This is a genomic window from Nitrobacter sp. (assembly GCF_051535235.1).
In the GTDB taxonomy this organism is placed as follows: Bacteria; Pseudomonadota; Alphaproteobacteria; order Rhizobiales; family Xanthobacteraceae; genus Nitrobacter.
On record NZ_JBPPLZ010000012.1, the window covers coordinates 1 to 12851 of the forward strand.

11 protein-coding genes and 1 rRNA gene are annotated in these 12851 nt (G+C 63.5%); 3 read left to right on the forward strand and 9 right to left on the reverse strand.

Annotated features, from left to right (window positions below; all coding sequences use genetic code 11):
* Positions 1-119, reverse strand: a 16S ribosomal RNA gene (locus ACS3WA_RS13695); the annotation flags it as partial.
* 865 nt (positions 120-984) lie between these two features.
* Between ACS3WA_RS13695 and ACS3WA_RS13700 the strand changes: the two genes are divergently transcribed.
* On the forward strand, positions 985-3036 hold the full coding sequence (locus tag ACS3WA_RS13700) for a M23 family metallopeptidase (protein WP_438279071.1): 2052 nt from the start codon (positions 985-987) through the stop codon (positions 3034-3036).
* 44 nt (positions 3037-3080) lie between these two features.
* Here the strand turns inward: ACS3WA_RS13700 and ACS3WA_RS13705 are convergent, their stop codons facing one another.
* The 3 genes from ACS3WA_RS13705 to ACS3WA_RS13715 all read right to left on the reverse strand — a co-directional run bounded on the left by ACS3WA_RS13705 (position 3081) and on the right by ACS3WA_RS13715 (position 6666).
* Complete coding sequence (locus ACS3WA_RS13705; RefSeq protein WP_438279130.1) at positions 3081-3464, reverse strand: DUF1850 domain-containing protein; 384 nt, start codon at positions 3462-3464, stop codon at positions 3081-3083.
* A complete protein-coding gene (locus ACS3WA_RS13710) occupies positions 3461-5566 on the reverse strand; it encodes a TRAP transporter permease (protein ID WP_438279131.1) in 2106 nt (701 codons plus the stop codon). The genes ACS3WA_RS13705 and ACS3WA_RS13710 overlap by 4 nt, the downstream gene beginning before the upstream one ends.
* Before the next feature lie 152 nt (positions 5567-5718).
* Positions 5719-6666 (reverse strand): TAXI family TRAP transporter solute-binding subunit, encoded by a 948-nt coding sequence (locus tag ACS3WA_RS13715; protein WP_438279072.1) that lies wholly within the window; start codon positions 6664-6666, stop codon positions 5719-5721.
* A 327-nt stretch (positions 6667-6993) separates the two neighbouring features.
* Here ACS3WA_RS13715 and ACS3WA_RS13720 point away from each other — a divergent pair, with 327 nt between their 5' ends.
* Positions 6994-8280 (forward strand): glycerate kinase type-2 family protein, encoded by a 1287-nt coding sequence (locus ACS3WA_RS13720; protein WP_438279073.1) that lies wholly within the window; start codon positions 6994-6996, stop codon positions 8278-8280.
* A gap of 52 nt (positions 8281-8332) precedes the next feature.
* On the opposite strand, the gene ACS3WA_RS13725 is transcribed toward ACS3WA_RS13720, so the two are convergent.
* Positions 8333-8920 (reverse strand): MarR family winged helix-turn-helix transcriptional regulator, encoded by a 588-nt coding sequence (locus tag ACS3WA_RS13725; RefSeq protein WP_438279074.1) that lies wholly within the window; start codon positions 8918-8920, stop codon positions 8333-8335.
* A 66-nt stretch (positions 8921-8986) separates the two neighbouring features.
* Here ACS3WA_RS13725 and ACS3WA_RS13730 point away from each other — a divergent pair, with 66 nt between their 5' ends.
* Positions 8987-9730 (forward strand): hypothetical protein, encoded by a 744-nt coding sequence (locus ACS3WA_RS13730; RefSeq protein ID WP_438279075.1) that lies wholly within the window; start codon positions 8987-8989, stop codon positions 9728-9730.
* A gap of 60 nt (positions 9731-9790) precedes the next feature.
* Here ACS3WA_RS13730 and ACS3WA_RS13735 read toward each other — a convergent pair whose 3' ends face one another.
* The 4 genes from ACS3WA_RS13735 to ACS3WA_RS13750 form a co-directional block, all read right to left on the reverse strand.
* The gene (locus ACS3WA_RS13735; RefSeq protein ID WP_438279076.1) at positions 9791-10192 is read right to left on the reverse strand and encodes a hypothetical protein; all 402 of its coding nucleotides are present in this window, start codon (positions 10190-10192) and stop codon (positions 9791-9793) included.
* Between the two features lie 139 nt (positions 10193-10331).
* Positions 10332-10688, reverse strand: a complete 357-nt coding sequence (locus tag ACS3WA_RS13740; RefSeq protein ID WP_438279132.1) for a DUF3307 domain-containing protein — start codon at positions 10686-10688, stop codon at positions 10332-10334.
* 304 nt (positions 10689-10992) lie between these two features.
* On the reverse strand, positions 10993-11868 hold the full coding sequence (locus ACS3WA_RS13745; protein WP_438279077.1) for a DUF6537 domain-containing protein: 876 nt from the start codon (positions 11866-11868) through the stop codon (positions 10993-10995).
* Positions 11865-12533: a Crp/Fnr family transcriptional regulator gene (locus ACS3WA_RS13750; RefSeq protein WP_438279078.1), complete on the reverse strand. Its 669-nt coding sequence runs from the start codon at positions 12531-12533 to the stop codon at positions 11865-11867. The genes ACS3WA_RS13745 and ACS3WA_RS13750 overlap by 4 nt, the downstream gene beginning before the upstream one ends.
* Positions 12534-12851 lie beyond the last annotated feature (318 nt).

The following is a 12851-nucleotide window of genomic DNA, read 5'->3' on the forward strand; positions in this document are numbered from 1 at the left end:
GTACGTTCCCACGCGTTACTCACCCGTCTGCCACTGACGTATTGCTACGCCCGTTCGACTTGCATGTGTTAAGCCTGCCGCCAGCGTTCGCTCTGAGCCAGGATCAAACTCTCAAGTTGGACTTGAACTTTGAACCGGCTGATCACAACGTTTGACGAGGTCCCACCATTTTTTTGCTGACCCAATTCTTGCGAATTGAATCAGACAGACATCCGCGATTCACATCGCTGATGACGATGGTGTAACCTTTGAAACGTGTACCGCCGAAGTCTTTCGTCCGGCCTCAAATGCAGAACAGCCGAAGCTTTTCTACAATCGAGACCCGCAAGGACTCCGCCGTCCACGTTTCTCTTTCTTCATCTTCACTTGTCAAACAGCCCGAGTCCGAGGACCCAACTTCCATCGCTGGAAGCCACGTGAAGCACTCATCGGACGACAAATAACAACCGATGGCTATCGGCTGTTGATTCACTCAACCTAGTGAGGAGCTTCACAGGCGTAGCTAGATGCCTTGGCAAAGGCCAAAGCAGCGCCGCGCTCAGTGGGCGGTTTATAGTCCCACCCTCAGACGCTTGTCAACGCCCATCGTCAACAAATTGTTGCCCTGGGCAAAACTCCTTCGCAGCGCGAAAAAGCCCTGCCCGTCATGGGACTCACGCCGTACTTGAGCCACATTCCTGCGACGTTCTCACAAGGAAATAAGTCTTGAATCGCCGATTGCTAGGGGGCATCGGCCGGCAGCAGGATTTCGGTGGCTTCAGGAGAGGGCGATCGGCAAGCGCATCGCCTCATCCAGGCCACCGTGACGCATCAAGGGGTTCAGACGCCATTGATGTTCGCGACTCCGCTCGGCACGGCGTGCACGCGAGTCTTGGACGAGCATGAAAAACCCGCGGTTTCTATCGCGCCTTCCTCCGGGGGGAGCTGGAGTCCGCGAGGTGCAGGAATTTAGCCGGTCGCAGGCGGACATCGGGGGACAACGGTTTGAATACGGCACGCGGTGGACATGGCGGACGCGAGACCGGGACCATCGACCTCGGCCACGAACCGCCGCTGTCCGCCGATGGATCCGAAGCAGCCGTGATCGATCGCCGCCGCATCTCCGTGCAGTGGTTCAGCGGCACCATTCTCACAGGCTTGTGCGGCGCGGCCCTCATCGGCGGCGCCGTTTTCGCGTCGCTTGATGGCGAGACCACCTTTGCAAGGATGCCCGAGCGCGTGGAAGGCGCGCTGCGCGGCTCGGTCGGCGCCGGGGACCATCAAACCAGCCTGCACAAAAGCGACCGCCTGCCGCCGCCGAGCGAGGCCGCCGCCGCAAGGCAGGTTATCCGCGTATCGACCGTGACCCGCGCCGGCAGCCGCGACGTGATGCGCGTGCGGCCCTTCGTTCGCGTGTCCGGCAACCTGTCGATGGCGACCAGCGACCTCAGCGCGAAAATCCCGCCGTTCAACGCCCAGCGGCTGCTGTCCGACGTCGGAAGCCCCGCCCGAAGCGGATCCGACGATGCCAATGCGGCCGCCGCGGCCGAACCCGACGCCGAAGTCTCCTTTGTCACCCGCGACCTCGCGCCGCTGCTGCCGAAGGCGAAGATCGCGACCACGATTCCGATCGATGAAATCATGGGACGGGTGCGCGATGCCTCGAACTGGCGCGGCAACAGCGGCGTGAGGTACACCATGGCCGATGCGACGGCCGACGCCGCCGGCGCGACGTCGAGCATCAAGATGGCCTATGCCGGCGAAGGCGGCGTCGATCCCTATGCCGGATTTGAAGCCCGCATCGTTCCCGAAAACGTGACGCTGCTCCCGAAGACCAAGGATCAGCTCACCGGCGGCAATCCGGTCGGCGAGCGCGTGCATCTGGTCAAGAAAGGCGACACCGTCGTCTCGGTGCTGCGCGACCAGGGCGCGACGCCGGAAGAAGCGAGGTCGATCGCCGCGACGCTGGGGCCGCGCGGCCGCGACGGCGGCCTCAGGGAAGGCGAGAGGCTGCGCATCCTGATGGCGCCCGCGGGCCCCGGCCAGCGGCTTCAGCCCTATCGCGTGATCGTGGCGAACGACTCGACGATCGAGGCCGTCGCCGCACTGTCGGATCTCGGCAATTATGTCGCCGTCGACGTCACAAGCATGAATTCGGGCGGAGAGATTGCCGACAATAACGATGACGATGACGACGATGGCAGCGGCGTCCGGCTTTATCAAAGCATCTATGAGACCGCGTTGCGCGACAAGGTACCGCCCGCGATCATCGAAGACATGGTCCGCATCTACTCCTATGACGTCGATTTCCAGCGCAAGGTCCAGCCCGGCGATTCGTTCGACGTCTTCTATGCCGGCGACGATGAGGCAACGCCGACGACCGAAAAGAACGAGGTGCTTTATGCCTCGCTCACCGTCGGCGGCGAGACAAAGAAATACTATCGCTTCCAGACCCCCGATGACGCCGTCGTCGACTACTACGACGAGACCGGCAAGAGCGCGAAGAAGTTCCTGGTCCGCAAGCCGGTCGCCAGCGCCATCATGCGGTCCGGCTTCGGCATTCGGCGTCACCCCATCCTCGGCTACGTGAAGATGCATACCGGCGTCGACTGGGCCACGCCGTACGGCACGCCGATCTTCGCGACCGGAAACGGCGTGGTGGAGAAAGCCGAATGGGAAGGCGGTTACGGCAAGTACGTCCGCATCAAGCACAACAACGGCTATGAAACCGCCTACGGTCATATGTCCGCCTTCGCCAAGGGCATGGAGCCCGGCAAGCGCGTGCGGCAGGGCCAGGTGATCGGGTTCGTCGGCTCGACGGGCCGCTCCACCGGAGCGCACGTCCACTACGAAATCCTGGTCAATGGCCGCTTCGTCGACCCGATGCGCGTCAGGCTTCCGCGCGGGCGGTCGCTGGAGGGTCCGCTCCTTGCCAGTTTCGAGAAAGAACGCGACCGGCTCGAGGCGATGATGAACAGCCGCAATGCCGGCGCCCGTGTGTCGGATGCCGCGGGCTCCCCTGCCCTGCCGCAAGCCCGCCAGATCACCAACCGCTGAGGCGGGGTGATCAAAGCCGGGAGAAAACCGATCCGCATGTCGGCTCAATGTGAGGGTTGCTCACATGCGCGCAGCGTCGTGATGTGAACGCCCACGGGATGGCCCAGGATGTCGGACAAGGTGCGACAGCTTCCGTCCACACACAGCCGCCACTCGCCGGCCAGGCCTGAATTGCCGAGCACGAGTTGCGGCATCGGAGCGCGCTTCGGCCGCCACTGAAACCAGCCATCGATGAGCCGCGCCTCCGGCGGCGGCTCCATGCCGGCGCCCGAGCCCTTCACGCGCGCTTCCACCAGTTCGAGGCCAAGCGGCGTGACGCGCCAGTCTTCCTGCCAGTCGACCTTTTCGATCGAATGGGTCCACACCAGCGTGAACGCCGCAAGCGCCAGCGCCTTGGTGACACCCGCCGAGATCAGGCAAAGGCTCATGTCGCAGCCGCCGCGGACCGGGATCGTTGCCGCCACTGCCACACCAGGATCGCGAGCGTCAACACGTAGCCCAACCAGTCGCTGTACTGGAATTCACCGAGCAGGCAGAGTGCGGCGACAAATGCGATGACCCGTTCCACGAGCCTCATTCGTGTAAACAGGTAGCCGATCGCGACCATGCCGAACAATCCGATCGCCACCAGCGCCTTGACGGTCGAATAGGCCACGGCGCCGTAGAAGCCGAGTTCGGCCGCCATCGGATCGCCGGCCTGCAACATCAGCGACGGCGAATACACCGCGATGAACGGAATCACGTAGCCGGCCAGCGCGATCCGCATCGCCTCCCAGCCGATCTTGTCCGGATTTTCCTTGGCGATCGGCGCGGCCGCAAGCGCCGCCAGCGCTACCGGCGGCGAGAGATCGGCCATGATGCCGTAATAGAATGCGAACATATGGCTCACGATCAGCGGAACGCCCAATTTGGCGAGCGCCGGCGCGGCGAGCGAGGCCGTGATGATGTAGGTCGGGATGGTCGGAATGCCGGTGCCGAGCAGGATCGACAGCAGCATCGTCATGATAAGCGCCAGGAACAGGCTCCTGGCGCCAAGACCGATCACCCAGCCGCCGAAGACGGTGCCGACGCCGGTCTGCGTCATCATGCCGATGATGGTGCCGACGATGGCGCAGGCCATGCCGACGGCAAGCGCCGACTTGGAACTCTCGGCGAGCGAGTCGCGGCAGGCTCCCAGCGTGGCCCGTCCCCCCCGCGTCAGCAGGCTGAGCAGGGCCAGGCCCGCAATCACGTAGGATACAAACACGATATCGAGACCGTTACGCGACAACACGCCGACGATCAGCGCAAGCCCGATCCAGAACACATAGCGCAACGCCTTGTTGGGCAGGCCGAGCACGATGCTGGCGCCGAGGATCAGCGTCACCGTCAGCGACAGGCCGATGATGCCGGCGTAGAGCGGCGTGAACCCCTCGAACAGCATGTAGACCAGCGCGGCCAGCGGCAGCACGAGAAACCAGCGATCGACCAGCGCCTTCCAGGCGCTGGGGATCTCCGACCGCGCCATGCCGACGAGCCCGTTCTTGCCGGCTTCGAGATGCACCATCCAGAATGCGGAGGCGAAATAGAGAACGGCCGGAATCACGGCGGCCTTGACGATGACGGAGTAATCGACGCCGAGCGTTTCCGCCATGATGAAGGCGACCGCGCCCATCACTGGCGGCATGATCTGCCCGCCCATCGAGGCGGTGGCCTCGACGCCCGCGGCGAACGCGCGGCGATAGCCGAACCTGATCATCAGCGGAATCGTGAACTGGCCGACCGTGACCACGTTCGCCACGCCGGAGCCCGAGATCGTGCCCATCAGGCCCGACGCGATCACCGCGACCTTTGCGGGCCCGCCGCGGGTGCGGCCGAACAGCCCGAGCGAGACGTCGGTGAAGAGCTGGATCATGCCGGCGCGTTCGAGGAACGAGCCGAACATGATGAACAGGAAGATGTAGGTCGCGGACACGTAGATCGGAACGCCGTAGAACCCTTCAGTGCCGTAGGACAGATGAGTGATGATCTGATCGAAGGCATAGCCGCGATGATTGAACGGCGCCGGCAGATATTGCCCGAAGAACCAGTAGACGATGCACGCGCCGCACATCAGCGGCAGCGCGAGACCCATCAGCCTGCGGGTGCCTTCAAAGATCAGCACGGCGAGCAGGGTTCCGACCACAAGATCGAGCGTGGTGGGGTCACCGTCACGCAGGATCAGGTCGGCGTAGAATATCCACTGGTAGAGGCCACACAGAAATCCGATGCCGCCGATGAACCAGCCGAGCGCGCGGCCCGCATTGCTCTTCGCGGTGAAGTTGGCCACCAGCCCGAACGTCATCAGGATCAGGAAGCCGACATGAACGCCACGCACCACCTGACTTGGCAGCACGTTCCAGGCCGCGATCACGATCTGAAAGGCGGCGAACGCGATGCCGATGGCGTAAGCAAGGTATCCCCAGCCGCCGGGACCGAACCCTGCGGGGAATCCGTGTTCGAAATTATCGAACTGCGTGACGGGTGCCGCGGCGGCTTGCGGCTGCGACATCTCGAACCTCTCGGCGGACACCGTGTCCGGTCCTTGTTTCAATCCTCCGTCCGAAATTCAGTCGTTTCGACGACATACGCCGGCGGCGGACACCATCGATCACGCCCGCCGCGCCGTCTCCGGAATAATGCTGGCCCAACCGTCGGCCGGCGCTACTTGATGAGTCCTTTTTCCTTGAAGTAGCGGATCGCGCCGGGGTGCAACGGAACCGGGCTATTCATCGCAGCGTCTTCCAGCTTGATGCCGCGCGCGGCCGAGTGTGCTGAAATCAGGTCGGGAAGCGACTCATAGACCAGCTTCGTCATCTGGTAGGCGAGATCGTCGGACACCGCCGAACTGGTGACGAGGTAATTGACGACGGCCGCGGTCGGAACGTCCTTGTCCTGCCCCTTGTAGGTGTTGGCCGGAATGATCGCCGAGACAAATGGCGGCCCGATCTTGTCGACGATTTCCTTCGGCACCGAGACCACGACGATGTCGCTCGAATTGCTGAGATCCTTCAGCGAAGCGACGCCAAGACCGGCCGATTGCAGCGTCGCGGTGAGTTGCCTGTTCTTCATCAGGTCGACGGACTCGGCGAACGGCAGATACTCCACCTTGCCGAGATCCTTGTAGTCCATGCCCGCCGCTTTCAGGATCGCCCGCGAGTTCAGTTCGGTCCCTGATTTCGGCGCGCCGACCGAGAGAGTCTTGCCCTTGAGATCGGCCAGCGTCTTGATGCCGCTGTCCGCGGTCGCAACGATCTGGATATAGTTCGGATAGATCGCGCCGATGGTCCGCAGCTTGGTCAGTTTGGTCTTGAAACCGGCCTCGGCGTCGCCCTCCCACGCCGCTTTCAGCGAGTCGCCGAGCGTGAAGGCGATCTCGCCACGCCCCTGCTCCAGCAGATTGAGATTCTCGACCGAGGCCTTGGTCGCCTGGACCTGGGTTTTCACGTTCGGGATCTTGTCGCTGTATATTTTGCCGATGGCGACGCCGAGCGGATAGTAAACGCCGGAGGTTCCCCCGGTCAGCACGTTGATGAACTGCTGCGTGTGGGCGGCAGGGACCGAAAGGACGGCGGCTGACAAGGCAACGGCAACGATGAATTTCGAACCCATCAGATCGTTCTCCCGTTTGCTCGGAAGAAAGTGACCGGGTGGCGCGACGCGGTCAACGTGAAACAAACGAAGGTACGACGAAAACCGCTTTAGACATTGGTATGAGTGAAGGCGCCTGCGAACACACATACGGACCGCGCGCGCATATCCGAACATCCGCCTCCATGAACTTCGGCCTGTTCTCGCGTGTCAGCAAGGCACGTGCGGCGCAACCCAATATTGTTCCAGCGTCCAGACGGGTTTCCCTGCGGCCGAATCCGGCGGATAACAGCGGGCTGTTCAACCCGTCAGTCCTTTTTTGCACCGTGCGAGCGCAAGATCCGAGCCATGACCGAACAACGCAACCTTTTGCGCGCGATCTTCGACGCGGCCGTGGCCGCCGCTCATCCCGACAACATTCTCGATGCGCACCTGCCGCGCGCCCCGAAAGGTCGCGTGATCTGCCTTGCCGCGGGAAAAAGCGCGGCCGCCATGGCCGCGGTCGTGGAACGGCATTACCTCGACGCCGCGGGACTCGACCCCGAACGTCTGGTTGGCATGGCCACGACACGTCATGGCCACGGCGTTCCGACACGCCGCATCGCAGCGATCGAGGCCGGCCATCCCGTGCCCGACGAGGCGAGCCTGCGCGGCGCCGATCTCAGCTTGAGGCTCGCGAGCAGCGCCACCCCCGACGATCTGCTGCTGGTCCTGCTGTCGGGCGGCGGATCGGCCAACTGGATCGCGCCCGTGGACGGCGTATCGCTCGCGCAGAAGCAGCAGGTCAACCGCGCTTTGCTCCGATCCGGCGCGCCGATCGGCGACGTCAACACGGTGCGCCGGCATCTGTCGCGCATCAAGGGCGGGCGGCTGGCGCGGGCGGGACGATGCGCGGAGATCGTGACGCTGGCGATATCGGATGTGCCGCGCGACGAACCGGCCGACATTGCCTCCGGCCCGACCGTGCCCGATCCGACCACGCTGGCCGACGCCCGCGCGCTGGTCGCTAAGTACAATCTCACGCTCGACGACGCCGTCATCCGCGCCCTCAACGACCCGGCCAACGAGAGTTGCAAGCCGGGCGACACCGCCTTCGCGCGCGCCCGCTTCGAGATTATCGCGCGCCCCGGCGTCTCGCTCGCCGCAGCCGTCAGGCTCGCGCGCGATGCCGGCTTTGAGGTGGTCGACCTCGGCGCCGATCTCGAAGGCGAGGCCCGCGATGTCGCCGCGGATCATGCAAGGGTGGCGCTGAAGGCGCGCGCTGACGGACGGAAACTTGCGATCCTGTCAGGCGGCGAGCTTACGGTGACGGTGCGCGGCGATGGGCGCGGCGGACCCAACCAGGAATACGCGCTGTCGCTGGTATCGCAACTCAAGGATACGCCCGGCATCTCGGCACTGGCGGCCGACACCGACGGCGCCGACGGCGGCGCGGGCAGCGCGACCGATCCGGCCGGCGCCGTGATCGATGCCCGCACCTTTGCGACCATGCGCGCGCAACACCTCGATCCCCTCGCCTATCTCGCCAACAACGACGCCACCGCGTTCTTCGCAGCCACCGGCGATCTGCTGCTGACCGGTCCGACCCTCACCAATGTCAACGACATCCGCGCCATTCTGGTTGATGCCGTCTGATCGGCAGCGCTGCGGGTCTGGTCCTCATGCGGCCGACGCGCGACGTGCCGGTTCAGGCCGCGGCTTCGTGCTCCTGACAGATCGCGCCGCTGTCGGCATCGGAGAGCGGCTCGTCGAGCACCGCGCAATGATGCGGCGCGGCATGGCCCGGCAAGGCATTGCAGCGAAAATGCCGGCAGGTCCGGCAAATGCCAAAGGCGCGACCGTTATTGCGCGCGATCATCGCCGACAGGACGGCCTGCAGCGTCGCCAGCAGTTCGGCGGGATCGCCGCCGGTGCCGACCGTGATGTCGTCCGCCAGTTGCCTCAGCGGATCGTCTCTCAACACGGCCTCGCCGCGCCGGGTCAGCGCCAATTCGACCGAGCGGCCGTCGCGCCGGCTGGCCTGCCGCGACGCCAGCCCCTTCTGCTCCAGCGCGATCAGGGTTTGGGAAATGGTGCCGCGGGTGGAGCCGGCATAATCGGCCAGCGCCGCCGGCGTGCGCGAAAAGCGGTTGGCGCGCGACAGGTAGCGCAACGCCTCCCACTGCGCGGGATTAAGCCCGGCAATGTTGACGCCGCTGCGGCTCAGCCGGTCGAGCCGGCCGATCAGATAGGCCGCCTCATGCGACGCAGATGGTAGCGACTCGCTATTTTTCATTGACTCAATCCAGATTGTCAGTCACACCATATGGTATCGACTCGATATTATCAATCGGAGTATTGCATGCCTTCATCGGTCATCAGGTTTTCCGCGGGAACGTTCGCCGCTGCGCTTATGCAAGGCGCCCTGGCAACCTCGTCCCTTGCCCACGACATCCACGCCAGGCCCGACGCCGCCGTACCGCCGGCCTTCGACGTCACCAGTGCCTCCGCCACGACCGACGGACGGCTCGCCACCTTCGCCATGGAAGTCAGCGGCGACGCCGGGTCGCTGAAGCCGCAAAAGGTCGGCAAACTCGCCGGAGCTAAAGTGGACGCCTACGTCTGGCCGACCAAGCTCGATCCCGCGGCGGTCGGATTTGCGAAGGGCTCGGGCATCCTGGCGCTGGCCATTACCGCGCATCCGGATTTCGACGATACGCCGCTGTTCGACGAAAACGGCGACGGCGACCCGAGCAACGACGGCGCCGGCTGGCATTCGCACTGGGTCGTGCTGGCCAACGACAAGGCCTGCGCCGGCGGCCTCAAGGTGCTGGACATCTCGCCGGGCCAGGACCTGATGCCGGCCACCGCCCCCGGCTTGCCGCTGGCGCTCGACAGCCCCGGTATGAGCCCCATCATCAAAGGCAAGACGGTGCGCATCACCGTGCCGGTCAAGGGCGCGGAGAACATCAACTTCGATGCCGTCGCCGCGCATCTGCAGGTCAACGAAACCGGCAAGGCTCCGCTTTTGTGCGTCACCGGCACCTACAAGGTTGCGTCAGGCAGTCTCACGCTGCCGGGCGTCATCGTGAAGGAGAAGAAATAGGTTCGCAAACGAGGCCGCTTGCGAGGCGTGCCCGATCAATCACCGATGCGGCGGCGCGGGCTACGCCGGGATAAGCACCACCTCGTCGTCGTCGATCTGGTCGTCGAGCGGAGCGAACGTGCTGAGCGGTCTGGTCGAAAGCGTGATCGGCTTGCGTTGGCCGTGCGCGGCGGGCGCCGCATGGGGTTGCCGGGCTTCACGCGACAGCGCGAACAGCGTGGAGCCGACGCGACCGCCGAGTTGAATCAGATCGCGCTCGGAGCAACTCGAGGCGATCGACAGCGCCAGCGTATGCAGATGGCTCCGGCGGTAGCAGAACAGTGCCAGCATCGCTCGTACATCCGGAGCGACGCTGGCGATGAGCTGAGGCAATCCATGCTCGTTGGCACGATACATGGCGCCCAACAGATCATCCTTGACTGGACATATATCGTTCTCGAAAGCGTCCCGACTCGACCACATGGAAACTCTCCTGGATCAAGAGGATGCAACGCAATTTCCTAACGAGAAGTTAACCACCCGCACAAAGAGCGGCCGGACGGCCTTGCATTCCGGTTCCGAATCAGAGGGCGGGGCGTTGGTACGATTCGCGGAGCGCCGGTCAGGCGTTGAAGGCCATGACCACCGACAGGCCGAAGCCGGTAAGATGATGCAGCGCCTGATCGACGCCGATCAGCGTCCAGAACCAAGGGTGCTGGCGCTCCTGCGTCACCTCGAAGGTCGAGGAGATGAAACCCTTGGCGCGGTCCACGACGATATGGATCGCAAAATCGACGAATGCGAGAAACCAGAAGCGCGGCGCGATCACCAAAATCAGTGCCAGCGCAAGCGCCAGATGCACGAGGCAGTGCGCAAGCAGCGGCAGCGCCCAGCCGGTCTTCTGATCCTTGCCGATCGCCATCCACGAATTTTGCAGCACAAAATCGGCGATCACGTGCTTGACGGTCAGCACGGCCATCCAGCCAGCCAGCGAACCAACGACAATCGTCGACGACAATGAGGGAAGCAGCACCCGAACGCCCCTGTCAGTGTAGTAGTTCAGACGTTCGCTTCATCGCCCTGCGAGTCCGTCAGGCGAACGTCTGAACCCTAAACCACACCAGAACTATAAAATCACCAGTGTCCCGATTCCGAAGTTCGCATCAAAGGTTACTGCAAGGAGAAGCGAGCTTCGGAATCGGGACACTGGTGAATCGATTTTAACATTCGCATCCGTTTCTTGCGAGTATCTTGGCGGACGTCACACTCTGAAGAACCACGGCTCAGGCGCCAGCGCGGGCCGCCCGCTTCCTGATCCCCGAAATAACGTGCTTCAAGGATTCCTGCCGCGGATCCGAATCCACGGCCGCGCGGGCCTCGGCTAAGGCGCCCGCCAGATCCGGACAGGACAATGCGCCCTCGAGCGTCGGCTTGATGAGATCGTCGACGATCAAATTCCAGTCCTTCAGACTCTGCACGTAACCATCGCCGTAACCCCGCACCATCTCGGCTGTCGCGACCACCGCGGCGACCGCGGCAGGCTGCTTCGTCAGGCTGCGATCGATCATGTGCAGCCAGCGCTCCACCCAGGCGCGCTCTCTGGCGTAGCGGAGGGAGGACAACCGCCATCGCTTGAGCGCGGCTTCGATGCGGAGGCGGCGACGCCGCAAGCGGCTTGCCGCGCTGAACCGCATGGTGACCGGCAGGTGCAGCCATCCCGGATACGCCAGGACCCAGAGCGCGTAATCGGCCACCGTTTCCGGCAGCGACGACACCAGTTCGTCGAGACGCAGCCTGCGGACATCGTCCGGCGGAATGCCCCGCCCCGCTTCGGCCTCGGCAAGTTTAAGCTGCGCCATTCGGACGGCGTCGTCGTAAGCCATGCGCATGGCCAACAGCCGCGCGATCTCGGCAAACAGGGCGTCATCGACGTTGCGCCGGCCGATGAAGCGCCTCAGCCGGGCGACATAGAGTTGCGCGTAGCCCGGTCCCTGATAATCGATCAGCCTGTTCACGGCTTCGGCCGCGACCGCCGCGACTACCTCGGGGAGCCCTGCGGGCAGTTCCGGATTCGGATCATTGTCGTCGCCAAGGACATCGGCGAAGATCGAACGGATTGCAGGCAGAAAACCAGCGACTTTGGGAACGCCGAAATTCATGCCAGCCCAGGCGTCGCGACAGCCGGCGCCTGACGTTCCGCAAGCCGTTCCTCGAGCTTGCCGATGTTCTGAAACAACCGTGCGCTGGCCAGCCGCAGAAAGTAGAATCCGAATTCGGGATTCTGGACGTAAAGCTGCTCCACCTGACGATAGCTGACGCTGAGCACCGTGCCGCTCTCGATGCATTCGAGCGACTGGGTGCGCTCGTTGGTAGGAGACAACATGCCGAGTTCACCGACGATCGCGCCGACCGGAAGCTCGATGCCCGACTCGACCAGGCGATACCGGCCACTGACGATGTAGAGCATCGTCTCCGCTTTCTCGTTCTTGTAGAACAGCATTTCGCCGGCCTCACATTTGCGCTCGGTCATGAACGGTTTCAGCCAGTCCATCGACAGGTCGCTGTTCACCGATTTCTTCACGTCGCGTATGAGTTGCAACATCTGGTGCAGGCGGTAGCCGTTAAGACAGAACAGCACGGCGTGAAGCCCGAATTGCAGGACGCTGTGAAATGGGATCGCCGTGATCATGAGAACGAGATTTGCCAGCATGCCGAACACACGCAGCGGAATCATGGTCCGCATGGTGTAGGTGGCAACAATGAAAACCGAAGCGGCCAGACTGCCGACGGTTCCGACGTGTTCGGCTAAATGTGATGTGTCCATGGCGATCCAGCCAATTTCCTGACGGTGATGAGGTTCGCAGCAATCTTCAGCCAACCCCGGCCGCCGGGGTGGCGTGAGATATACACCGAATCATATTCAGCTTTCCGGTAAAAGCGGCGTCTGCCAGCGCGCAGGCCGCTATCCCTTCCCAAGGCTGGGCAGGGCGGGTTTAATCGCCGCGTTGCGCGCGCTTTCGTCCGAAATCGACCGCCAGCGTTCTCGAGCGGGCATGTCTCCAGGCTTGACCGGAAGACGGAAACCGGTCCGCACGGCAACGCCTCCAATCAAAATCAGAGCCCGCTCCGGATTCTGCCGGAC

Excerpts from the sequence above, each read along its gene's own strand:
- ACS3WA_RS13705 (WP_438279130.1), bottom strand. The coding sequence starts at position 3,464 with ATGAGCCTTTGCCTGATCTCGGCGGGTGTCACCAAGGCGCTGGCGCTT.
- ACS3WA_RS13710 (WP_438279131.1), bottom strand. The coding sequence starts at position 5,566 with ATGTCGCAGCCGCAAGCCGCCGCGGCACCCGTCACGCAGTTCGATAAT.
- ACS3WA_RS13715 (WP_438279072.1), bottom strand. The coding sequence starts at position 6,666 with ATGGGTTCGAAATTCATCGTTGCCGTTGCCTTGTCAGCCGCCGTCCTT.
- ACS3WA_RS13720 (WP_438279073.1), top strand. The coding sequence starts at position 6,994 with ATGACCGAACAACGCAACCTTTTGCGCGCGATCTTCGACGCGGCCGTG.
- ACS3WA_RS13725 (WP_438279074.1), bottom strand. The coding sequence starts at position 8,920 with ATGAAAAATAGCGAGTCGCTACCATCTGCGTCGCATGAGGCGGCCTAT.
- ACS3WA_RS13730 (WP_438279075.1), top strand. The coding sequence starts at position 8,987 with ATGCCTTCATCGGTCATCAGGTTTTCCGCGGGAACGTTCGCCGCTGCG.
- ACS3WA_RS13735 (WP_438279076.1), bottom strand. The coding sequence starts at position 10,192 with ATGTGGTCGAGTCGGGACGCTTTCGAGAACGATATATGTCCAGTCAAG.
- ACS3WA_RS13740 (WP_438279132.1), bottom strand. The coding sequence starts at position 10,688 with ATGGCCGTGCTGACCGTCAAGCACGTGATCGCCGATTTTGTGCTGCAA.
- ACS3WA_RS13745 (WP_438279077.1), bottom strand. The coding sequence starts at position 11,868 with ATGAATTTCGGCGTTCCCAAAGTCGCTGGTTTTCTGCCTGCAATCCGT.
- ACS3WA_RS13750 (WP_438279078.1), bottom strand. The coding sequence starts at position 12,533 with ATGGACACATCACATTTAGCCGAACACGTCGGAACCGTCGGCAGTCTG.